General features: G+C 51.7%; 17 protein-coding genes. 3 read left to right on the top strand and 14 right to left on the bottom strand.

Annotated features, from left to right (window positions below):
• Positions 1-43: 43 nt before the first annotated feature.
• Together F1728_RS31820 and F1728_RS23175 are read left to right on the top strand one after the other, a co-directional pair.
• The gene (locus F1728_RS31820; RefSeq protein WP_228030308.1) at positions 44-1,018 is read left to right on the top strand and encodes a hypothetical protein; all 975 of its coding nucleotides are present in this window, start codon (positions 44-46) and stop codon (positions 1,016-1,018) included.
• Positions 916-5,001, top strand: a complete 4,086-nt coding sequence (locus tag F1728_RS23175; protein ID WP_315853537.1) for a GEVED domain-containing protein — start codon at positions 916-918, stop codon at positions 4,999-5,001. The genes F1728_RS31820 and F1728_RS23175 overlap by 103 nt, the downstream gene beginning before the upstream one ends.
• Positions 5,002-5,083: 82 nt before the next feature.
• Here F1728_RS23175 and F1728_RS23170 read toward each other — a convergent pair whose 3' ends face one another.
• Genes F1728_RS23170 through F1728_RS23160 form a run of 3 tightly spaced genes read right to left on the bottom strand, consistent with a single transcriptional unit; the run spans position 5,084 to position 7,087 of the window.
• Positions 5,084-6,154 (bottom strand): tRNA dihydrouridine synthase, encoded by a 1,071-nt coding sequence (locus F1728_RS23170; RefSeq protein WP_155366057.1) that lies wholly within the window; start codon positions 6,152-6,154, stop codon positions 5,084-5,086.
• 29 nt (positions 6,155-6,183) lie between these two features.
• Complete coding sequence (locus tag F1728_RS23165; RefSeq protein WP_155366056.1) at positions 6,184-6,810, bottom strand: Maf family protein; 627 nt, start codon at positions 6,808-6,810, stop codon at positions 6,184-6,186.
• Between the two features lie 13 nt (positions 6,811-6,823).
• A complete protein-coding gene (locus F1728_RS23160) occupies positions 6,824-7,087 on the bottom strand; it encodes a zinc ribbon domain-containing protein (protein WP_155366055.1) in 264 nt (87 codons plus the stop codon).
• Positions 7,088-7,436: 349 nt separating this feature from the next.
• Here F1728_RS23160 and F1728_RS23155 point away from each other — a divergent pair, with 349 nt between their 5' ends.
• Positions 7,437-8,342, top strand: coding sequence for a DUF1559 domain-containing protein (locus tag F1728_RS23155; RefSeq protein WP_155366054.1), 906 nt, complete (start codon positions 7,437-7,439; stop codon positions 8,340-8,342).
• A gap of 108 nt (positions 8,343-8,450) precedes the next feature.
• Here F1728_RS23155 and hslU read toward each other — a convergent pair whose 3' ends face one another.
• The 11 genes from hslU to F1728_RS23100 all read right to left on the bottom strand — a co-directional run bounded on the left by hslU (position 8,451) and on the right by F1728_RS23100 (position 24,396).
• On the bottom strand, positions 8,451-9,815 hold the full coding sequence (hslU, locus tag F1728_RS23150) for an ATP-dependent protease ATPase subunit HslU (protein ID WP_145042484.1): 1,365 nt from the start codon (positions 9,813-9,815) through the stop codon (positions 8,451-8,453).
• Positions 9,803-10,363, bottom strand: a complete 561-nt coding sequence (gene hslV / locus F1728_RS23145; RefSeq protein ID WP_155366053.1) for an ATP-dependent protease subunit HslV — start codon at positions 10,361-10,363, stop codon at positions 9,803-9,805. The genes hslU and hslV overlap by 13 nt, the downstream gene beginning before the upstream one ends.
• A 301-nt stretch (positions 10,364-10,664) precedes the next feature.
• On the bottom strand, positions 10,665-12,086 hold the full coding sequence (locus F1728_RS23140) for a DUF1501 domain-containing protein (protein WP_145042486.1): 1,422 nt from the start codon (positions 12,084-12,086) through the stop codon (positions 10,665-10,667).
• A gap of 57 nt (positions 12,087-12,143) precedes the next feature.
• Positions 12,144-14,639, bottom strand: coding sequence for a PSD1 and planctomycete cytochrome C domain-containing protein (locus tag F1728_RS23135; RefSeq protein ID WP_228030307.1), 2,496 nt, complete (start codon positions 14,637-14,639; stop codon positions 12,144-12,146).
• 226 nt (positions 14,640-14,865) lie between these two features.
• On the bottom strand, positions 14,866-16,008 hold the full coding sequence (locus F1728_RS23130; RefSeq protein ID WP_155366051.1) for an aminotransferase class V-fold PLP-dependent enzyme: 1,143 nt from the start codon (positions 16,006-16,008) through the stop codon (positions 14,866-14,868).
• A gap of 28 nt (positions 16,009-16,036) precedes the next feature.
• Positions 16,037-16,846: an IclR family transcriptional regulator gene (locus F1728_RS23125; protein ID WP_155366050.1), complete on the bottom strand. Its 810-nt coding sequence runs from the start codon at positions 16,844-16,846 to the stop codon at positions 16,037-16,039.
• A 150-nt stretch (positions 16,847-16,996) separates the two neighbouring features.
• The gene (locus F1728_RS23120) at positions 16,997-17,491 is read right to left on the bottom strand and encodes a hypothetical protein (protein WP_145042490.1); all 495 of its coding nucleotides are present in this window, start codon (positions 17,489-17,491) and stop codon (positions 16,997-16,999) included.
• Positions 17,492-17,514: 23 nt separating this feature from the next.
• Positions 17,515-19,044 (bottom strand): SpoVR family protein, encoded by a 1,530-nt coding sequence (locus tag F1728_RS23115; RefSeq protein WP_155366049.1) that lies wholly within the window; start codon positions 19,042-19,044, stop codon positions 17,515-17,517.
• A 60-nt stretch (positions 19,045-19,104) separates the two neighbouring features.
• Complete coding sequence (locus F1728_RS23110) at positions 19,105-20,211, bottom strand: DUF444 family protein (RefSeq protein WP_145042492.1); 1,107 nt, start codon at positions 20,209-20,211, stop codon at positions 19,105-19,107.
• A gap of 108 nt (positions 20,212-20,319) precedes the next feature.
• Positions 20,320-22,380 carry a PrkA family serine protein kinase gene (locus tag F1728_RS23105; RefSeq protein WP_155366048.1) on the bottom strand — a complete coding sequence of 687 codons (2,061 nt, stop codon included), beginning with the start codon at positions 22,378-22,380 and terminating at the stop codon, positions 20,320-20,322.
• A 684-nt stretch (positions 22,381-23,064) separates the two neighbouring features.
• Positions 23,065-24,396 (bottom strand): neutral/alkaline non-lysosomal ceramidase N-terminal domain-containing protein, encoded by a 1,332-nt coding sequence (locus F1728_RS23100; RefSeq protein ID WP_155366047.1) that lies wholly within the window; start codon positions 24,394-24,396, stop codon positions 23,065-23,067.
• Between the last annotated feature and the right edge of the window lie 88 nt (positions 24,397-24,484).

Here is a 24,484-nt window from a genome sequence, read left to right as displayed (position 1 = left end):
TGAAAACAGCTGACCTGTTTTGGCATGATATGGAAAGATGCAAATGATGTTTATGAGAACTAAACGTCGTCACCAGCCTGGTCGAATTGGTTCATTTCTTCAACGTTTACGTAGAGGTCGTGCTCGACGTTTGAAGAATCTACGACTGAACGCAACAGTCAACTCCTATTCGACCGTAGAAAATCTGGAAGACAGAACACTCCTGTCGGCTGTTAATTCACTCATCGATCCTAACGTCTATGATTCGCCCGCCGATTTCAATCCTGATGACTACGGTACTGGAATCAGCAACTCACCCAACCGGGGTTTGACCAACCAGACGCAGTCGCAACAGCGATCTCAGGCCACCGTTTCTGAAGAAGATAAGCAGAAACATGAGAATGACCTGGGCCAGGTGGACTCCCCCAGCAATCCCTCTCAATTTTCCGTCAATGAAGGCGAGAGTATCGGCACGACAGGGATCAATGATGATATTGGTTCAGCCCAGCTGATTTCTGGACTGGGAACAGGCATGGATGACGAGTTTGATGCCGACGTCACCGGCTACCTTTCCAACGCAACCGTAAGCACTTTCCTGTTCCCCTTTGCCGAAGATGATGGTTCCATCACGCTGGCGAATGATCTGGGTATCGTCTCCGGAGAACAGGTGACAATTCAAAATGCCCAGCTGGGCAATGGGCCGCACGGTAGTGCAGGAACCGGCACCGGTGACTTCGACTTCTATCTGGTCAGTGGCGTCCAGGCAGGGGAACGAATCTCGGTCTCCGTTCGTGACTCCACTCAGTTCTTCAACCTGGACCCGATTGTCGCAATCTACTCCAGTTCGGGATTCCAGCTTGCCTTCGATGACGATGGGGAACCTTCCTCGACAGTCAATTGGAATACACGGCTACGCTGGATGGCGATTACTACATCATGGTCTCCAGCTTCTACACCGGTACTCCGAATGATCCATTCGATGAAACCAGTGGAAATGGAGCTGGAACCAACGCGCGGGCCGAAGGGGCATACGACCTGACCGTTGGTCTGAACGTTCAGGATGTGGATTACTATGCCGTCGAACTGGAAGCGGGTGATATTCTGGGAGCCAACCTGACTGGTGCAGGCCAGACCGTCTCCCTGTATGACCCCACTGGTGGTTTGATTCAGCAGTCGTCATTCTATCTGTCAGACATTTACCCTGCTAACACACCACTGCCCGGTGATGGTAACGCCGCAGCTTCCTTTGTTGCTCCAGTTGCCGGAACCTATTATGTGGGAGTAACGGGAGATGTCGGACTATATGACCTCCAGTTACGCGTCTTCCGTCCCGAACTGGAAACCCAGATGGTCGGTGCAATCCAGACACTGTACATCGACTTTGACGGGGCAGACGTCGATCCTTCCATCTTTGACAGTTTCCAGACTTCGCGAACTGCCACTATGTCTCCCTTGAGCTCCTTCCTGGGTAACTGGGGACTGACCGCCGCTGATGAAGAAGCAGTCATCCGGGCGATTCTGGCAACGGTAGAAGAAAACTTCGCTGACCTGGGTCTGGCCAACAACGGTGATTTTGCTACGACCGGCAATCCCGGTGATTACGGTATTCAGATCCTGAACAGCCTGGATGACCCGGGCCTGGACGAAACTAACACTCCGAATCTCAGCCGCGTGATTGTGGGGGGAACGATCAGCGAACTGGGAATCGGCACCATCGGTATCGCTGAGTCAATCGATGTTGGTAACTTTGATACTACCGAATCCGCTGTCGTGCTCCTCGATCTGCTCAGCAGCACGAACCCTGCGGACCCGAACTCGCTGAACAACATCGTCCGCAACTTTGGCTCCAGCATGGTTGATCTGATTGGGGTAGCGGTCGGTAATATTGTGACTCACGAAGCGGGTCACTTCTTCGGTCTGTGGCACACACTTAATTTTGCTCCACCTTCGCAGATTATCGACCAAGGCGGTGACTTGGGAAATATCATCGGTCTGGGCAACGATAATATCTTCGGCACAGGCGACGACATTGATGTCGATTTCAACGTGGGCCCACTGAATGACTTCCTGGGAACTCAGGACAGCCCCAACACTCTGGCCTTTGGCCTGTCTACAGGAGCGTTCTACGGAATTGATTACGGCGATGCTCCTGCCCCCTACCCCACATTGGAAGCAGACGATGGTGCACGCCACGACCTCGCAGGCGGCTTAGTACTGGGAGCATCAATCGATTTCGAAGCTGATGGACTGCCCAGCCTGGATGCTTCCGGTGACGGTGCAGACGACGATGGCGTGATCTTCCTCGATCCCAACGGCAATGTCACCGACGGTATTTCCATCAGCGATAACATTGCCACTGTCGAAGTAACCGTCAACGGTGCTGGTTATCTCCAGGGCTGGATTGACTTCAATGGCAACGGTGCCTGGGAAGCCAGCGAACAGATCTTCACAGACGAGTTTCTCACTGCAGGCACACACCAGTTGTCCTTCAGTGTCCCTCAGGGCGTGGGCGATTTCGTGATTGGCGAAACATTCGCACGTTTCCGCTTCAGTACACAGACCGGACTGGGTGTAACCGGTTATGCTCCTGATGGGGAAGTCGAAGACTATCGACTCGAACTGACGGCTTCCCGTTACGGAACGATCGTCTTTGATGACGCTACCTACGACTCAGGTGATCTGATCACAATTACTGTCACCGATGGCGATCTGCTGGGAGCAGGTACAGTCGATGTGACTGTGACATCAACCGGCGGTGACCAGGAAACCATCACTTTGACGGAAGTCGGTTTCGGCACCTTCACAGGTACGATCAACTCTTCACCGGGCACACTGGTTGTCGGTGACGGTATTCTGCAGGTTGTCTTTGGTGAAACAATCACTGCGGCTTATGCTGACGCTGATACCGGAGAAGGTCAACCGGGTAACTACCTGGGTGACTTCGTCTCGACCAACCTGAACAGTCCGCGTGACCTGGTCTTCGGTCCCGACGGCGATCTCTACGTCAGTAACGGTTTTGAAGGCTCAGACGGGTCCGATCACACAGTCGAGCGATTCGATGGTCAGACAGGTGCCTCTCTGGGCTCCTTCGTGATCCCCGGCTCGGGTGGCATCGACGTTCCCAACGGTCTGGTATTCGGACCGGATGGAAACCTTTATGTCGCCAGTTCAGATACAGGACAGATTCTGCGATATGATGGCCAGACAGGTTCGATCATCGGATCAGGCGTCTTCGCTTTTGGTGGTGGTCTGGTTCAACCCCGCTTCATTACCTTCGGTCCTGGTTCCTCACCTGGTATCCCCGACCTCTATGTAGCGGATACAGGCTTCCTGCGTGATCGCATTTTACGCTATGATGGCCTGACGGGCGCATTCATCGAAGAATACGTTACCCGTAGTGAAGGTGGCATGGGCAAACCCTATGGCATGGCCTTCGACAGCAGCGGAAATCTGTATGTCGCCAGTTACAATACCAACGAAATTCTGAAGTTTGACTCTAATGGAGATCCGGTTCCCGGCGGCCCCTTCATTGCTGCTGGAACGGGTGGGCTCGCAAATCCACGCGGGATTACAATTGGTCCGGACGGACTCCTCTATGTCGCCAATGGTGCTACCGAAAGCATTCTGCGATTTGATCCAAACACGGGTGCATTCGTTGATAACTACACCTTCAACGCCACCATCCAGTTGCCCTACGGTCTCACCTTTGGACCGGATGACAACCTGTATGTTGTTGACACCGACCTGGGTAAAGTCCTGAAATTTGCCGGTCCATTCGGTACCTCAACAGCACGTGTGATTACAGACACGGCTCTGATTGTTGCCAGCAACGGCGTCGATTACGGTGATGCTCCCGCTTCATTCCCGGTACTCGATGCCGAAAATGGTGCCAAGCATGCTATCAATAATTACACGAACCTCTATCTCGGTGCAGGCGTCACTGCTGAAGCCGATGGACAGGAATCCGCGACAGCGAGCCTGGACACTGATGACGGCATCCTGCTCAACCCGATTATCGCCGGTGATACATCCACAACAATCACCATCATTTCATCCGGAACAGGCTTTATGGATGCCTGGATCGACTTCAATGGAGATGGCGACTGGGACGATCCAGGTGAGCAGATTCTCTCCAGCCAGGCTGTTGTTGGTGGTGCTAATTCTGTTTCCATTGCAGTCCCTCTGGGTGTGACTGTCGGTGAAGTTGCAGCCCGCTTCCGCTTAAGTTCGGCTGGTGGATTATCGACCACGGGTGCAGCAGCGGACGGGGAAGTCGAAGACTACCTGGTCACGGTCGTGCCGCAAGGTTTCACCGGTCTGCTGCCCGATCCGAACCGACCTGGAAAGTCAGCTCTGTTCATCACTGGTACTCAGGCAAATGATATCATTCTGCTCTCGCAGACCTACCAGACCAATATCGTTCAGGTTCGCCTGAATGGCGTCAACCTGGGTGAGTTTGCTCCCACGGGTGGCGTTTATGTCTGGGGCCTGGGCGGAGACGACCAGATTATCGCCGACGACACCTTCTACAACCGCGAATCAATGTTCTTCGGCGGTCTGGGGAATGACTACCTTGTCGGCGGCTGGGGCAACGATGTTCTGGTCGGTGGTGCAGGCAACGATACCATCGAAGGTGGCCCTGACGGATATGACATCCTGATCGGTGGCTTGGGTTCCGACTATATCCGTGGGCATAACGAAGCTCTCTACACCGACTATGGTCAGAATGGTGACATCCTGATTGGCGGAGCGACAGTCTATGACAATGGTCTGGCACAACTGTTTGCGATCTACCAGGAATGGATCTCTGCCGATCCGTTTGGCGACCGGGTTGCCAGCATCAGTACTCGCGTTGATAACGCATCCCTGGGCGTAAATAACGTTCGCCTGGATGATACAACTGTCTTTGACGATGGCGAACTGGACCAGCTCTACGGTGCCGTGGCCCGTGGTGATGACTGGTTCCTGCTTGATCTCGGTTACGATATCAACAACGCCGGTGCTCACGATATCCGGCAGTAAACCAACTACCCCACGTTAACAACACAGCCCCTGAGAAATTCATTTTTCAGGGGCTGTGTTTTATTAATTCTGGTGTCAATACCTACCAGCGCTCGACGGGACCGTTGGGAGTTTTGACCAGGGCGGTGGGAACAGAGGACTCGCGTTCTCCGTGACGCTCACGGATCTGATTGACAATCTCCTGAAACTCATCCGCAGATTCCAGTCGACGCAGACGGTCTTCCAGATCTTCCGGAATTCCGAGACGGGCACCATACCAGGCGGCAAACTTCCGTATCAGCTGGCAGCCATAGTTGTCATAATGATCGATCATCAGGCTGAAATGATGCTCAAGAAACGCGATCTGTTCCTCGCGGTCCGGTTCTTCAACAGGCTGATCTCCTTTGAGTGTCATCTCAATCTTGCGAAAGATCCAGGGATCCATCATCGCACCCCGGCCAATTGAAACGGCTTCACAACCCGTTTCTTCACGCATACGGAAAGCATCTTCGACCGTACAGACATCTCCATTGCCGATTACCGGAATTTCCTGTACTGCTTCCACCGTCTGTCGGATGCCCTCCAGATCGACACTGCCGCCAAATCCCTGATTACGGGTCCGCCCATGAATGGTAATCGCAGCGACGCCCGCCTGCTCAAATTCCCTCGCCAGTAACGGCGCAGTGATCGATTCCCGGTCCCAGCCCAGCCGCATCTTAACGGTGACTGGCAGCGAAACCGCATCCACGACGTCCGCCACCATCTGACAGGCTTTTTCCGGGGAGCACATGATCCGTGCCCCACCGCCACTGCCGTTGATTTTCGCCATAGGACAGCCCATATTCAGGTCAACGGCTTCATAGCCGGCTGTTTCCAGCCAGCGGGCGGCTTTGACGAGTTCTTCAGTCACTCCACCAAAGATCTGTACTGTTAAAGGACGATCAGCAGAGGACGTCTTGAGCAATGCCTTAGATTTCCGGCTGCCGGCGAGCAGATGCGAAGCCAGCACGAGGTCGGTCGTACAGAGTCCTACGCCTCCGAGACGGCGTAAAGCGACACGAAAGGCGTGCTGCGTATATCCGGCCAGAGGCGAGAGAAAATAGCGGGAACTCAGCGTGCGATTACCGATCCGGATTTCGGGAGATTCGACAGTACTCCACTTGATCAGAGACATAAGATTTGACGTTTTCTTTCCAATGCGTTTCAGCGGACTAACGGCAACAGGTTTTCCAGAGGCAATCCTACTACATTGGTCAGGCTGCCTTCAATTCGCTTTACAAAGATACTGCCTGCCCCCTGAACCGCGTAGCCCCCTGCCTTACCTCGGGATTCTCCCGTTGAAAGGTACCAGTCCAGATGCTTGAGTACATACGCACGCTCGTGAAACGTAACCAGCGTCTCACAAAATTCGCTCTGGATGCCTGTAGAGGAACGTTTACAAAGCCCGGTAATCACCCGATGGGTCTTGCCTGCAAAATCGTTTACAAACCAGTCCCGTACTGCCTGCTCCCAGCCGGAACCGGTTGGGGGCTGGCCCAGAACTACAAAATGCCCCGGTTGTCGCTCTGCAATAACAATGGTATCCGAAGTTAACAATAGAACCTGACGCAGGTCCCCGTTGCACGACTGTGCGAACACGTCTTCATTCTTATCCAGGCAGATCTCAGCCAGCCGTTCTTTAATCGAAGCCAGGTCGTGCAGTCCTTCAAACCCCGCCTCCTCAGGATTGAGCGGAGGGACCACTTCGATCGCCGCCTCAGGCACCAGTTGCATCAGCAGCTCTCTGCGTCGAGGAGAACGGGAGCCCAAAATCCATTTCTGAAATTGCATGTCCTGCCTGTCTTCAAATTCGAGACCAGAAAAACGCACTGATAATGGTTACAACGATGCCCAGAATTCCCAGCATCACCCACCAGGAAGGGCGATCGCTCAGCGGATGCGTGTTGCGTGTCAGATACTCACCACAGATCGGACATGCAACGGCATCTTCATAGACGTCTGCGCCACAATTGCTGCACTCAATGGTCTCTGACTCCCACTCTTCCTCGTACCCATCATCGGGACCATATTCGTCAGCATCGTATTCGGAATCCCAGTCATCATACATTTGAGTTTATCATCCTCTCAGCCTCCAACGATTGCAAATGACTATAATGTACAGTGCAATTTGACCTTTTATCTATTACTAACGGAATAGGGGCTGCAATACTCATTTTTTTGAGAATTAACAAAACTTATGCGTTGGATTGTGTGACTCAGTGGTATAGAAACACGGAAGTGTTATTTACTAACTGAAACCAGGCGAATTATACCGTCTCTTTCAGTTCATGCATCGAACATTACTGATGCACCAGCCTGGATAAAGCTCGTCTGAGCCAAGCCTTCCCCAAGCACACCTCCGTGTGCACTCCGATTTGTTTTCATCATTTTATTATTCTAGCTACTGGAGACTCAAGATGCAGCCTCGCAGCAACCGTACCGTCCGCCGGATGGGTTTTACCCTGATCGAACTTCTTGTCGTGATTGCCATCATTGCAATCCTGATCGCATTATTACTGCCAGCCGTTCAACAGGCGCGTGAAGCAGCACGCCGCAGCACCTGTAAAAACAATGTCAAACAGCTGGGGCTTGCCTTCCATAATTACCATGAAACACATCGCAGCCTGCCTCCCGGTTGGGTTCAGCGATCTCTGTCTGCCTCCTGTCAGCCTTCAGCAACCAGCACAGGTGGCTGTCTGCCCGGTTGGGGCTGGAGCACCATGTTGCTGCCATTCCTTGACCAGGCGAATCTATACGATGCACTGAATGTATCGTCGGGCAACCTGAGTGTGACTCCCACGGATCAGACGAAAACCAAAATCCCACTGTTTCGCTGTCCTTCCGATGTCGGCAGTGATCTGAACGCAGATCGCGGCGGACACGCGACATCCAACTACAAAGGGATTTATGGCAGCCGGGGAACCGGATCAATCAACACCAGCCCGCATAATGCCGCCGCCGGAAATGGTTCTTTCTGGTCCAACAGCAATACCAAAATCCGTGATATTACCGATGGCACGAGCAATACACTTTTGATTGGTGAAACTGCGCGGGGTCGCGTAGGGGCGAATACCTACAACGGCGGCATCTGGGTCGGTTACTATGACAACGGAAAAACAGCCTCCTGCGTCTGGAAAACGGAAAATCACCCCGGTTCGCTGATCAATGGTACGCTGGCGTGGGCTTTCAGCAGTCAGCACACTGGTGGGGCTCACTTCCTGCTGGCCGATGGTGGGGTCCGATTTATCAGTGAAAATATTGACGGCACAACCTACGAAAACCTCGGAAAGATCAGTGACGGAAATGTCATTGGTGAATTCTGATCTCAGTAATTGATCCAGACTGATCCTCCGGGATCACAGATTTAAATAACAGAGCCCCGATACAAAACATGTATCGGGGCTCTGTCTCATTTCAGGGATATCGCCTGTTTACAGAATAAACTTACTGAGATCTTCATCTTCCACGATCGTGTGCAGTTTCTGCTGCACATAGGCGGCATCGATGATGATCTTCTTCGTCTTCAAATCTGGTGCTTCATAACTGACCTCTTCCAGCAACCGTTCCAGGATTGTATGCAGGCGACGGGCACCGATGTTCTGAGTTGTCTGGTTGACCTGGAAAGCGATATCCGCCAGTTCTTCCAACCCATCCTGTTCGAACTTTACATCGACGCCTTCTGTTTTGAGAAGTGCCTGATACTGCATGGTGATCGAACTCGACGGTTCTGTCAGAATCCGCAGAAAATCTTCCCGCGTCAGTTCCTGCAACTCGACGCGAATCGGAAAGCGCCCCTGTAATTCGGGCATCAGATCTGACGGCTTGGTACGGTGAAAGGCCCCCGCGGCGATAAACAGCATGTAATCTGTTTTTACGGAACCACTGCGCGTTTGCACGGTCGTTCCTTCGACGATGGGAAGCAAATCGCGCTGCACACCCTGGCGACTGACATCGCCGCTGCGGTTCCCCCCTTCTTCGGAAGTACAGATCTTGTCAATTTCGTCGATGAACACAATGCCGTGCCGCTCTGCGAGATCCACCGCTTCCTCGGCAATCGCATCCTTGTCCATCAAACCTTCCACTTCCTGTTCCAGCAGAACCTTGCGGGCCTCTTTGACCATCATCTTACGATGCTTGCTCTGCTGAGGCATGATGCGTTCAAACATGCCCTGCAGGTCGACATCCATCTGGTCCATGCCCATATTGGAAAAGACCTGCACGGGAGAGTTTTTCTGCTCCACCGAGATTTCCACTTCTTTTTCTTCCAGGGCGCCCTGGAGGAGCATTGTGCGAAACTTGTCGCGGGTGCGCTCGTAGCGTTCCTGAGAATCCTCTTCCTTGACCTCTTCAGTGGACTCTCGGAAAGATGACTCCCATTCCGGACGGGGGATCAAGAGATCCAGCAGGCGTTCTTCGACACGGGCCTTGGCTTTATCCACCAGCTCAACCCGTTTTTTCTCGCGCACCAGATTCTTGGCAGAGTCTACCAGGTCACGGATCATGCTTTCGACATCGCGCCCGTAATAACCAACCTCTGTGTATTTGGTCGCTTCAACTTTAATAAAGGGAGCATCAATGAGTTGAGCCAGCCGCCGGGTAATTTCCGTCTTCCCGACCCCCGTTGGTCCGATCATCACGATGTTCTTCGGGGTAATTTCTTTGCGAAGCTCATCAGGCAACTGCTGCCAGCGCCAGCGGTTTCGCAGTGCGATTGCTACGGCGCGTTTGGCATCATCCTGACCGACAATATGTTTATCCAGTTCGGCAACAATCTGCCGGGGCGTTAGTTCGTGCACTCCAACTCCTCCACGATAATATTATTATTCGTATAGATATCGATTTCTGATGCGATACCCAACGAGTTCTTGACGATTTCCGAGGCGGACAGATCCGAATGTCTCACCAGGGCGCGGGCAGCCGCAGTCGCGTAGTTCCCTCCCGAACCGATGCCAATTACTCCATCCGAGGGAACAACGACATCCCCCTGTCCGGTAATCAGGAGACTGTGTTCGGTGTTAACCACGATAATCAGCGCTTCGAGCTTCCGCAGGACGCGGTCGGTCCGCCAGTCACGGGCAAGTTCGGTTGCTGCGCGGGGCATATTTCCGGGATAGTCCCGTGCTTTGACTTCAAACCGTTCCAGCAGCGAAAAGGCATCTGCAGTAGACCCGGCGAACCCACACACAATCTGGCCATCCAGAATTTTGCGGATCTTGCGAGTATCACTCTTCATAACGGTATCGCCGTGCGTGACCTGTCCATCGCCGCCGATCGCCACTTTGCCGCCATGACGCACTGTCAGGATCGTTGTCGAACGCCACTTCTTTTTATCTTTGGAACTCATAACTGCTGTTTCTTAATAAGATTCTGATAGAAGAACTCTGATCATGTTAGCGGGTAGACACCATAGAACAGAGACGACAGACATGCAAGCATCCGGTATCTGAATCATAGTCCCCCGGGTTTGCGTTTTTCAATCGCAGCCGGAACACATGCGCGGTGTTTTATCTTAGACTCAACGCAGCGACCATCGGCAGGGATCACTGAGACAGGGAAAATAGCCCCGATTGCGAAATAAAACAGCCCTGACTCACATGGAGCAGGGCTGTTATGTCGATTCAGTGATGATCAGACGAACTGGACACTTATGCCAGTACACCATGAGCCACGTGACCGGCTACATCGGTCAGGCGGAAATCGCGACCGGCATATCGATAGGTCAGCTTTTCATGGTCCATGCCCAGAATGTGCAGCAGTGTGGCATGGAAATCGTGAATATGCATTTTATCTTTGGTGGCGTAATAGCCGAATTCATCGGTCGCTCCGTACTGGAAGCCGGACTTCACGCCGCCCCCTGCCATCCACATTGTGAACCCTTCGGGATTATGATCGCGACCATTCTTACCTTGAGCAGTAGGAGTCCGGCCGAATTCACCGCCCCAGACCACGAGCGTATCTTTGAGCAGACCGCGCTGTTTGAGGTCTTTCAAGAGAGCGGCGATCGGCTGGTCGACCTCTTTCGCATTTTTGGTATGCCCTTCAAACAGGTTGCTGTGCTGATCCCACTGGACCTTCTGGTCACTGTGAGAAACCTGAATGAAACGTACGCCACGTTCTGCAAAACGACGGGCCATCAGACACTGGCGTCCGAAGTCCGCGGTCTCTTTCTGATCCAGGCCATACATTTTCTGAGTGGCTTCAGATTCATCCGAAATGTCCTGTACTTCGGGAACTTCTTCCTGCATGCGGAAGGCAAGTTCAAAGCTGCCGATGCGGGCATCGAGTACCTGATTCGGACCGGCTTCATCCTGGTGCATCCGGTTCAGTTCATTCATGAACTCGACCTGCTTCCGCTGTACTTTACGGGAGAGGAAGTTGTTCTTGATATATTCAATCTGAGCGTTTTCCGCAGCGATCGCAGCGTTCCCCAACGGAGTTCCCTGGTACGGGGCTGGCAGAAACGCAGAGCTCCAGTTTTTGACGCCACCATGAGCCAGAGTCGGACAGATGGTAATGAAACCGGGCAGATTCTGATTTTCCGTGCCCAGACCGTAAGTCACCCAGGAGCCCATACTCGGACGCACAAATGCGTCACTCCCCGTATGCAGTTTCAACAGGGCGCCACCGTGGGCTGCATTAGTGCCGTAGACAGAATTCAGGATACATAAATCATCCACACATTCAGCGACATGAGGAAACAGTTCACTGACATGAATTCCGCTCTCACCATACTGCTTGAATTTCCAGGGAGACTTCAACAGATTGCCGGTCGGTGCAAACTGTACCCGGGGCTTATCGAAAGGCAGCGGCTTGCCATCGTACTTCTGCAACTGGGGCTTGTAATCGAACGTGTCCATGTGAGAAGGGCCGCCCTTCATGAACAGGAAGATCACCCGCTTGGCACGTGGCGTAAAATGTGGTTGCCGGGGAGCGAGAGGATCTTTCGATGAGGCAGCCGCTTTTGACTCTTCATTCAACATGGAGAGCAGCGCCAGATTGCCGAAACCAATTGCTGATTTCTTTAACAGATCCCGACGGGAGAACAGTGATTGAGGCAGGATACTCATGGCAGGTCTCGATAATTTATATGAATAATGGATACAGGTAGTGGCTCGCAGCAGTTTCTATCGCAGATAGATGAACTCACTGGAAGCCAGAAATGACTGACAGAGCACCTGCCAGGCACGCGTGATCCGTTGTTCCGAAGATTTCGTTTCCGCCTGCAGTTCCTGTTCAATATCGTCCAGGAAGTGCAGAGATTTATTGATTTCCATTTCCGTTGGTTGACGTCCATATGTCTTGAGGAACAGTTTCTGGATCTTCTGTTCCGGAGACAACGCGGTTTCATGCTGAATCTGTTCTGCCATCCGATGGGATGCATTTTCGATCAGATGACTGTTAAGCATGAATAGTGCCTGGGGAGCCACTGTCGTCGACGCCCGGTTCCCGTTGAGCACGCTGGCATCCGCATAGTCAAAGAGCATGAACATGCCAAACAGGTGATTACGGATGACAGGCAGATAGAGTGAACGACGGTTGAAATCGTATGTCACGCCATCTTTGGATTCGTGATTGAAGACGAACGCACGGTTGTCAACGTTCATCAATGATCCGCCCATGGTCAGGTCCAGTCCATCGCTGACAGCCAGGATAGCATCGCGAATCGATTCTGCTTCCAGACGGCGAATGTCGGCATGCCACATCAGTTGGTTATCGGGATCAATCGCTGCCGCTTTCGCATTCCATTCGCTGCTCATCTGCCAGGTATTCGACAACAGAATTATGCGGTGCAGCTCTTTGAGCGACCAGCCCTCTTCCATTAACGTTGCCGCCATCCAGTCCAACAGACTCTGATTGGTAGGCTTGGCGCCCAGTTTTCCGAAGTTATCGGTGGTCGCAACAATTCCCTTCCCAAAGTGCCAGCGCCAGACCCGGTTCGCAATCACGCGCGAGGTTAATGGATGTTCGGGTTTGCCCAGCCACTCAGCGAACTTAAGACGACCACTCTGTTCTTTGGGGAATGGAGTTTTGGGTTCGGGAGTCAATACGACAGGTACGTGCCGGGGGACGGTTTCTCCCAGTGTCAGATGACTGCCGCGAATGTGAATCGGTACGTCCGTGGTTTCCCGTTCTGCGGCACCGAGGGCCGTGGGAATTTCGGGACGCGTCTTCTTAAGTTTCGCAACTTCGACTCTAAGTGTTTTCAACTCGGCCTGTGCTGCTTTGGTATAAGCTTCTTCCGGCTTCTTGGGAAGTTGATAGTCTTTTCCTCCCTCTTTCTGCAACCGTTCATTTTCCGCTTTGATCAGTGCAGCAATTTTTGCTTCTTCGCCTTTGATTTTCTCATCCCAGCGGGCCTGTTCCTGTTTCTGCTCAGGAGTGGCCAGCGGATTTTCGTACCAGCGAGCAACTTTATTATAGTGCTCCATGATCTTGGTACTTTTAAGAATACCAGCCAGACCATAATAATCGTGAGCCGAGATGGGATCAAACTTATGATCGTGACAGCGGGCACAACCCAGAGTCAGGCCCATCATCGAAACGCCGATCGTGTTGATCTGCTCGTCGATGATATCCATCTCCATCTTGGTGGCATCCACCTCCGCCAGAACCTTGGGGCCGAGTGAAAGAAAGCCGGTTGCAATCAGTCGTTCATTTCGCTGTGCAACACTCTCTGCCGGCTCCATCAGGTCGCCAGCCAGTTGTTCTTTAATGAAGACGTCGTAAGGTTTGTCTTTATTGAACGCATTGACAACATAATCCCGGTATTTCCAGGCGGTACCGTAAGCAATGTTTTCATCGAGACCATTGGAGTCAGCATAGCGGGCGACGTCGAGCCAGTGCCGTCCCCAGTGCTCACCGTAATGCGGTGAAGCAAGCAGACGATCGACGACTTTCTCGAAGGCATTTGGTGAAGTATCGTTGAGGAAGTTTTCGACTTCTTCCTGCGTCGGGGGCAGACCAGTCAGATCAAAGGTCGTCCGGCGAATGAGTGTCCGTTTATCGGCAGGTGAGGCAGGCTGCAACCCTGCTTCTTCCAGCTTGTGTAATACAAACTGATCGATGGGATTTTTGACCCATGCTTTATTTTTGACTTCGGGGAGTGCCGGTTTACGTACGGGCTGGAAAGACCAGAATTCACGTTCCTTCTCCAGGTCATACTTACCCTTGTCGCTGGCAGCGCGGAGCTTACTTAAGTCTGCGTTCGGATAAGGTGCCCCCATTTTGACCCAGTCACTCAGGTCTTTGATTTCCTGCTTACTCAGCTTCTCATCGGGGGGCATCTGCAGGTCATTTGACTGGTAATTGACAGCCGTCATCAGCAGGCTCTGTTCCGGCTTTCCGGGCACGATCAGCGAACCAGCTTTGCCCCCTTTGGCGATCCCGTCAAAGGTATCGACACGCAGATCTGATTCCTGGGCATCCTCTCCATGACAGTCATAGCAATGCTTGATCAGCAGAGGACGGATTTTCGATTCGAAAAACTGAACCTGTTCCTGACTCGGTTTCTGTTCGGCTGCGTTGACGGGAGAGAGCGTCAGCAGGCAGACCAGAGCGAACAGCCCGGTAGAACACTGTGTTACGAAAGAAAAGAAACAATCTCGTAAACTCGCAGGCATCTTCATCGTTTTTCCCGGCAGTTTTCAGGTAGGAACCACAGTCTGACGTCGAGGAGCGCTAGCTTCTCACTCGGACACGGTGTGGTCTGGAGTGAAGGTAAGATTTTTTGATGATTGAGCTTATGCTTACCTTCATTATATTCCATCTCGGTTAAAAATCAGCAAAAATACATGAATGTCGTCGAATTCCAGTCGATTTTCTGCCACTCAAATGTGGCTAAATCGCCTAATTTCCGACAAAACTCTTGGAAGACGCGTGGTGCAGTTCCTTCAGGAACGTCTCCACATCATCCATTGTGTTATATCCATGCAGGGCCACGCGGATTCGACCGGCGTGGTACATGGGATGAATCTCTTTACTGTGCAGGTGCTTATAAATCCGCTCCGCTTCCGGGTGCCGGAAAGCGATGATTCCTGCCAGATCCTCTGTCTGTTGGGGCGAAATCAACTCGACACTTGCCTCTTTCAGGCCGGCGAGACAGGCTTCTACCAGAGGTGCCGTCGCCTGCTCGATCTTTTCGACCCCGGTTTCTGTGATGTACTGTAAGGCTGCTCGGATCGCGTAAACGGCTGGATAGTTGGGCATCCCCACCGTAAAACTGGCCGCTCCGGGCAGACTTTCCGCTTTTTCGAAACGCTGATCCCCAAAAGCATCTTTCAGATTGAACCAGCCCCCGGCAGGGACGGTCCATTCGCTGGCTTTCTTCGATGGCACACCGACCAGTCCACCTCCATGAGAAGCCAGAATCCACTTGTGAGTACTGCTGATCACCAGATCGATGTCTTCCAGATCCAATGGGATGCGGCCCAATGCCTGGGTTACATCTAACGCGATCAACGCTGAGGAGTGCTGACGAATCGTCTGAATCACTTCTTTCAGCGGTATCATGAACCCGTTGAAAAAGCTGACCAGGGAAATACTGACCATGCGAGTTTTATCGGAGAGCAGGGATTGCAAGTCTTCCAGACGTAGTTCCCAGTCACGGGCTTCCCAGATTTTGACCGTAGCGGGACAGCTCTGCTGCAACCCGAAAGTGTAGCTGGCGGGGAAGTCCAGATCACTGATGATGACTTCATCCCCCTCCTTCAACTGCAGCGCCTGGTAGGCCAGATTGAATGCTTCTGAACTACAGGAGCAGATGCTGACTTCGTCCGAACTCAAGCCATACATGCCTGCAATCAGGGACTTGGCAGCATCCCATTGCGCTTCATGGAGCTTGCGTCCATCCATTCCCAGGAGTTTGTCCTCGAAATACTGATCGAAGGCCGCTTTGACCTGCAGGGGAGGAATTCCTTCTGCAGCTGTATTCAGGTAGGTTCGTCCCTGCAGACTGGGAAAATCCTGATTCCGTGTTTGTAAATCCAGCATGAAAACTCCGTTCGAAAACGCAGGGAAATTAAGCCAGGTCCCCTGCCGGGACAGTTGACTGGTGCAACATAGTCGGTCCAAATTCACTGGAAATCGCTTGAGCACACTCCAGCATCGCGGTTGAAATTCGTGTCGAGTCTTCTGATTCACCCACCTTAAGAATATGTGATACGCACAACACCGCCAGTAACTTACCATCGGCCCCGAGAATCGGCGTAGCTGTATCGCGTACGCCGACAATCAGAGAACTTTCCATCGTCCGGAAACCAGAGCGGCGGGTGGCGGCGAATTCGCTTTCACACTCCTCTATTTCTGAAGCAGTGAGATCGGTTTGCTCCCAGTATTTACAGCGCTGATCTGCCGACAGATAAGCCAGCGCAACATGGCCGCTGTTTCTTTCATGCAGTTTGAAACTCGCACCAACGCGAACTGCCAGCGAGACGTCTGCATCGCAGTTTACACGGGCGATCACCAGCATTTTATTTCTAACAACCAGGTTCAGATGACACGATTCGTTCAGTTCATGCGTCAGATTTTCCATATGCGGAGTGGCCCGCGCGATCAGGGCTTCCGTACTGGCGTGCTTGGATCCCAGTTCGAACAGCTTGGTACTCATGCGGTATCCCTGGTTGGCATCACGGATCAGGTACCCCTGCTCATTCAGACAGGCCATGACCCGAAACAACTCCTGTTTCGTTCGCCCCAGACGGTCTGCAATATCGGTCAGCGATAGTGGCTGAGAGATCCCGGACAACAGTTCCAGCACCTCCAGTCCCTTCTCAAGGGCCGGTACGCGGTAGGACTGTTTTTGTTCTGTACGCTCTAGTGTTTTACTCATGAAATAAGATTTTACATATAAAACGCGGATCGTCAAGCACTAATCCTGTCTTTCAGAACAGGGGCGCAAGTTCCACGTAGAAAAAGCCTTAAGATCATTACATCTTAAGGCTGAGGACAGGAAAGCAGAGTAAACAGGCGCCTGATCAGCTCAGGGAACGGTATCCACGAGGTCCTCGACAAGCTTGCGGAGCACTTCGTGCGTGATCTGCATTTCGACCTGAGTTCGTCCCGATTGCCCTTTCTGAGAGGCAAAGCGTTTCAGGCTGAAATTCCCATTCGAGTGAGAAGACAACATGATTTCATAATACTTAGTGCCTGTCTTCTGTTGATCAGGTGGAGTGGAGCGAATCAATACCTGGCCGGCATTTTCGTCGTATTCCAGCGGTCCGATGTTTTCCAGCAGATAAGTGATCCGCTGACAGAGTTTCTGCCCCCACTCTTTGAGCTTGTCAAACGTGGACTGTGACAGTGAGGGAACATTGACGCGGATCTCAAGAACCGAGCAGCTCATGGTGTCGACCGAAGTAAAATCGAGCATGACATCGATTTTGCCGGTCGCTGAGATGGTTACGGTTCGAGGCTGGGCAGAGTGATAGCCTATCAGCTGAGTCAGTTCATGATTGAGTTGGTTTAATACAGACATAGAATATCCTCCTGACGAGGATCTTATTGCTTTTCTTTCGAGTTCGTGGAATGTTTCTTACCGTCATAGTTCAGAATCGTGGGGCGGTCATCCACGACGGTTTCGATGTTTACCGGCCGCTTCCAGATGGAATGCAGGTTGGCCAGCGTGTCCTGGGCATAATCCAGTTTGAGTTCGATTCCCAGGTATTCGTGTTCCAGGTACAGTTCGCCCCGGTTTTTATAGTTTGCATCCTGCACGTAAATGACAGGCCGTCCATGATTGCTGAGGCTGTTCAACAACTGCTGTTTGATCTGTTGAAATTCGCGTGATTGAATCTCATACGTTTTATTCGAATCGTTAAAGCCAAATGAAAACATCCGATTTTTATAACAGAACTCGGGGGTCAGAAACGTATCGATAAATGTAATATCGTTATGGATCCTCCGGACTTCAAAGATTTTCTCCCGACCAAGACCGAGATCTTTATCCCAGTGTTCTCTTTCATACATGTCGGTGCAGTTATCATACTCCGGACCGAACTGCCCTTTATTCCAGCGTTCCTCTATATCTTTAAGTAGTTCAATCCCGAGCTTGTAAGGATTGAGTTGGTTCGGGCTCGTGGCCATCGTCCCACTATGATGATCCGCGTAGTTAATCAGCCCCTCGTCGGTCAGTCCATGGCGGGTCATAATGGTCGAGTGCCAGAAACTGGCCCAGCCTTCATTCATAATCTTGGTCTGTCCCTGCGGGGCGAAGTAGTAGGCCTCATCACGAATAATTGTCAGAACATCACGCTGCCAGTCTTCCAGCGGCGCATACTGCAACAGAAATAACAGCACATCCCGCACGCGTTCTTTCGGGAACTTCAGTTGATCAGACAGTTCCATCGCTTTCTGCCGTTTTTGACTCGCTTCTTCTTCCAGAGCATCTTCCGGATTGATATAGCGATCCATATAGTTCTTGGCGGGAAAACGGCCTCCCGTGCTTTCGGCATCCTCTGCTTTGCGTCTTTGAGTATCAGCCTTCGATTCTGATTTCTGCGTACGTCGAATGTGTGGGGCATAAGGATCGATCAGACTCTCCAGTGACAGACAGGTATCAATGAAGGTCTCGACCTTTTCGTAACCCTGCTCATCAATGTGACGATTCACGCGAGTCGCATGATTGGCCATCTGGTCGAGCATCTTGCGGTTTGTATGCGCAAACCAAGCGTTGTTTTTGAAAAAATCACAGTGCCCATACACGTGCGCAATCACCAGTTTCTGGTCGGTGATATCATTGGCACTGAGCAGGTAGGCGTAACAGGGATCTGTGTTGATCACCATCTCATAGATCTTCTGCAAACCGTATGAGTAGCCTTTCATCAGCTCATCATACTGAGCGCCGAACCGCCAGTGTGGATAGCGAATGGGAAACCCACCATAGGCGGCAAACATACTCAGCTCTTCGTAGTCGAGCACTTCAAAGATCGTTTTGAAGAAATCGAGCCCGTAATCCAGCGCGTGCTGCTCCATCTCCTGCTGGATATCACTGAGTTCTTTAGGTAAAGGGCGATGCGTTGTGACTACCATACGAGCCTCCGTCAGTCGTCAGTAACTGCTCCCTTAGCAGAAGCAATCCTGTCGCTGTTATTATTTTCCTGTTCCCAGAAATGTCTTGATCGAGCCGTAGATGCCTTCTTTATCTTCGATTTCTGAAAGAATCAGGTTATCAAACTCTTCTTCAACCTTGCGGAGTTCCTTGATGAAGTCTCCAGAGCCATAGGGACTTCTGACCTGTCCATAACAGAACAGATTACAGACAGGAAACAGATTCTGTTTCAGGCTTTCAATACACTCCGTATTGTCCTCGCCCCAGTTGTCACCGTCGGAAAACTGAAAACAGTAAATGTTCCAGAGTGCCGGGGGAAAGTCCCGTTTGATGATGTAATCTGCAGCCCGGTAAGCGGATGAGATACGCGTCCCGCCACTTTCACGAACGCGGTAAAACGTATCTTCATCCACTTCATGAGCGACAGCATCATGCACCACATAACGGCGTTCGATTCCGTCGTACTGACGCTTGAGCCAGGTGTCGATCCAGAACGCTTCGGTACGGACAATCTCTTTCTGAACATCGGTCATGGAACCGGAGACGTCCATCATATAAATCACAGCAGCATTGGTATGTGGTTCGTTAACGGTCTTCCAGCTGCGAAAGCGTTCGTCATCCCGGGTGGGCACGATCGTGGGATCGCGGGGATCATAATTATTGGAGGCGATCATTCGCCGCAAGGCGCGTTTGTAGGTTCGCTTGAAATGCCGTAGTGAATCGGGACCGGTCGGCCGGATCGATGTATAACGGTCTTTCTGAGACGTCAGTGCATCGTCGCCTTTCGGCTCAATCCGAGGCAACTCCAGGGCTTCGCCGAGCATGTCGGCCAGTTCTTCGAGGGACATTTCCACCTCGCGGATATGCTGCCCCCGTTCATTACCGGCCTGCCCCTGACCATCGCCTTCCGATTTCCCGCGACCAATCGGCTGACCGACTTCGCCTTCGCCCTGCCCGACGCCGCCACTCCCTTTTTCACCATGCTGAAAATGGGGAATCTCGATATTGGGCACGGGAATACTGACCGTTTCCCGGCCTTTACGTCCCAGCATCTCTCCGTGATTGATATACTTCCGGAGCTGCTGGCGGACCTTCCCTTTGATGATTTTATCGAACCGTTGCTGGTCCCGATCAATTCTGCGCACCATGCTGTCGAGCCCCTTTCAAAACAGGGAATCAGAGTTAGCAGCGTTTTAAACTCTTCCTTCTTATCCTGTAATCAGAGTCATTTCACTGGTTCAGGTTTCCCTGGCCGCTTAAGCGGCGTCACTGTTCTTTTTAGAATCGCCACGAGCGAAGATACTGGCAACGTACTGCAGCACATCAGTAGCCGATTCTTCGTCGTAGCCGTAATTGCGGATCAGGCGGGCCTTGACGATATCGATCTTCTCCTGTGTATCTGCATCGACCACGTTCGAAACCAGGCTGGTCAGCTTGATCGTGTCCTTCTGATCTTCGAACAGTTTCATCTCCAATGCCTTCTGCAGGCGTTCGTTCGTCTTGTAATCGAAGGTCTTACCATCCAGGGACAGCGCTCCGATGTAGTTCATGATCTCACGACGGAAATCATCTTTACGTGTATCGGGAATGTCAATGCGTTCTTCAATCGACCGCATGAGGCGTTCATCCGGCTCTTCGTATTCGCCGGTAAACTTGTTCTTCACACGTTCCTTCTGTGTGTAGGCTTTCACGCTATCGAGATAATTGCCGCACAGACGGGTGAGTGCCTCTTCATCAGCGGCAATCGCACGTTGTACTTCGTTCTTCACGATATCGGTATACTCCTCTTTCACCACGGTGATCAACTGACGATAGTGATCGCGCATTTCATCGTTGGCAATTAAAGAGTGATGCTTGAGCCCCTCATCCAGTTCGTTAAGCAGCATGAACGGGTTCAGGTTGGAGCTATGCGAATTGACCACCAGGGCATTCGAAATCTTATCCTGCACATAGCGGGGTGAGATCCCGAACAGGCCTTCGGACTTGGCTTCTTTGCGGAGCTGCTCGACATTCTCGGTCGTGAAGCCCGGCAGAGACCGTCCGTTATAGAGATGCATTTTCTGAATCAGAGTCAGACCATGATGCTTAGGCGTTTCGAGTCGCGTGAGCACAGCCCACATCGCACCGATTTCCAATGTGTGTGGAGCAATATGTTTCCCACGCACGCGTTTGGAGTTGTAATCCTTCTCGTAGATCTTGACCTCTTCGCTCAGCTTGGTGACATAAGGGACGTCGATCTTCACCGTTCGGTCGCGAAGTGCTTCCATAAATTCGTTAGACTGCAGACGACGGTATTCGGGTTCGTTGGTATGCCCGATAATTACCGTGTCGATATCCGTCTGTGCGAATTTTTTCGGTTTGATCTTATGTTCCTGAGAGGCTCCCAGCAGGTCGTACAGGAATGCCACATCCAGCTTGAGAACTTCGATAAATTCAATCAGCCCCCGGTTGGAGACATTGAATTCGCCATCGAAGTTGAATGCACGGGGATCACTCTCGCTTCCATACTGGGCAATCTTGCGATAGTTGATGTCCCCGGTCAGTTCGGTTGAGTCCTGGTTCTTTTCGTCTTTAGGCTGGAACGTACCAATGCCGATCCGGTCCTGTTCAGAAAAGATAATGCGTTTGACAACGATCTGTTCCATGACCTTGGTCCAGTCGCCATCCGCTTTTTCCAGCCGTTCATTAAAAATAAATCGACTCAACGGGCAGACTTCGCCACTGATCTCCACCGAGTACGAGGTTTCATCATCGATGTCGCGTCCCTCGTTCAAGTAACTGCAGAGTTCCTGGCGATACTTCATCGGCACCAGTTGCAGAGGGTCGCCATTCATGGGATCCCAGAGAATGGTGCCGTCTTCTTCTTTCCAGCCGAAGGTGTAAAGTGCGCCTTCTTCTGTGCGGGAATAACGTTCCAGTCCCTGTTTAAGCAGGCGGGCGATGGTTGATTTTGAACTCCCCACCGGTCCGTGCAGCAACAGTACCCGGCGTTCGCTGCCATACTTGAGTGCAGCAGACTTGAAGACGTTGACCAGTTCCATCAATGGCTTGGACAGACCGAAGATGCCATCGCGACCGTCATTAACGGGATCATCGAAAAAGCGGTAGCGGATGAGCCCCTTCTTACCCTCGACGGGATAAGTCCCATAACTCATGATCATGTCGTACACGCGTTGAAACGCGGTGCGAGTCACTCTGTGATCTTTGCGAACAATATCAAGGTACTCATCGAAAGTCCCCTGCCAATGTTCCTGACGAAACAGATCTGAATTCAGTTGACCTGAAATCCGAGTTAAAAATGATCGACCATTTTCCATGGGACTCCTCCTCCTGGCGTCACGACTTGCTTTCTTGCAATTCTCGTGGAAGGCCAATTAGTTCGAGGTAATTGATTTTGATTTGAATAAGGGCTTTTTCGAGTGCTTCTGCCTTTCACATAGACCGAAAATTAATCATCCAAGAGACACAAACTGCGCAGGGATAGTTCCCTCATTCATTATGAAAAACGAAATGAGGTTATTTACAGGACCATCCATGGCCAACACCAAATTGTTAAAAGGGATGTTCGTGTGGACGTGACTCGATTGGTTTCAGGGCATGCCACACAGGAATGTTAGAGACCGAATATCATGTTTCGAGCAATACCATTATTTCCCACGCCTCAGATCGAGACAATACCAATCTTAAACGGAGCGTCTTGTCGGCTTCTTTAAGGACTTTAACGATCTCGGATAAGTGGCTGCCTGATAATCAGTTAGAGAACTCTATCCTGAAGCAACAACTCAAGCGGAATTTCAAACTTAAGTAGCTGAACGAAGCGACCCTTCTCGCATTAGACAGTGAATTTCCCCTGTTCTCTCTTACGATAAATCAGGATCTAACCCACTGGTATTCTTACGTAAAAGAACAACAGAATGTGAGAACAGATTTCTGATGGGAACCAATAATACGAACCGAAATACGGACCGTGAAATCAGAGCAGTGAGACGAGCGGGACAGTCTTATTGAGCAAGCATGGTCTGAATGAGTTTGATAATTCGATCTTCAACACCAGGCTGAAAAGGTCCGTGCCAGCCGAAATATTTCATCGCTCCACCGCCCTCATAGCCCCCTTCTTTCAGTACTCGTTCGGAGGGGACATAAGCGAAGACCTCGTTACAATAACCGGCTACCCAGAGATGTTTCACAGCGATTTCTTCGTGCAGACGAATGGCATAGTCGATCACCGTTTCCCCTCCCAGACCGATCAGAGTCAGATCCCCTCCGAACTCAAAGATCTGCGCTGAGAAAGGATACGACTTGGGAATGCTGCCCTGCTCTTTCAGTTGTCCCAGCAGGTAATCCGTCAGCCGCTGGGTGTAGACATCTCCCTTCCCTTTTTGTGATTCGAGTTCTGCTTTTGAGGGAGGCGCTACAAAGGGGAGATCGGTACGTTGAAACCGGACAGTCAGCGGTCCACGAACGGGATCAAGCTTCTGTTCTACCGCTCGGCTGACCGCCTGGGCCAGTGCCGTCCCGTGCTGTTCGGCCAGTTCCATCGTGCCCCGGGGATGCGGGTTGGCATCGCCTCCACAACCAAGCATGAACAAGGCCAACGTCCCCGGATACTGTTTCTCAAGCGCAATTTGTGCAAAGCCGGCGTAATCGCCACAAAATTCAAACAGGGCAATTGTGGTATTATGACAGGCGTAGCCAAACAGAATTGCCCGCAGTTTGCCTTCGCTGTCTGTCACCTTCAAAACAGGCACACTGTGATCGACGGGGCCATCCGGATTGATCCGTCCACGACGGTTAATCGCAAAGGTGGCCTTCTCTTCTCCAAAGCTGAGATTAGCTGGCTCAAGCGATTGCCTGGCTTCTACGATGACTTTCACCAGCTTTCCCTGCAGTGTCTCCGCGTAGTCATCGACGTCCTTCTGCTGCTCTGGAGTAAAATCGTAAGCGAGTGCAGCACATCCCTTGACGACCGGGCTGCAATGCGTGTGCGAAGAATTGAGCATAATTTGAGCACGACTGATTCCGGTCTGGTTGGTGACTCGTTTGCAGACCGCATCGGAGATCTCGCGGGTCAGGCCAATCAGGTCGGTCGTCACAATCACCGCCCGTTGTCCCTGTGGGTCTTCAAACACCAGTGCTTTGGCCCAGAGTGGATGCTGGGTGCTTTGTGCGGGTTTCTTGCGGGAGGCATAACCGGCCAGCCAGATGTTTTTTGCAGGAGTGATATCAACCCGCGACTGACCGACCTTCCAGTCTGCGGCAATCAGGACGGAGTAATTTCCCCCAAACAGTCCAATCAGAATCACCAAAAGCGTCTTCTGCATTGTCGTCAACATCTTTGAATCCCTTAGAAAATAACCGGCCTCACGCACATTGTCGCATCGACCAGCTGAGGTATCACATAAACACGGTTTTATCTTACAA

This window comes from Gimesia benthica, assembly GCF_009720525.1.
GTDB classification, from domain to species: Bacteria; Planctomycetota; Planctomycetia; order Planctomycetales; family Planctomycetaceae; genus Gimesia; species Gimesia benthica.
This window is presented reverse-complemented; position numbering and strand designations above follow the sequence as displayed.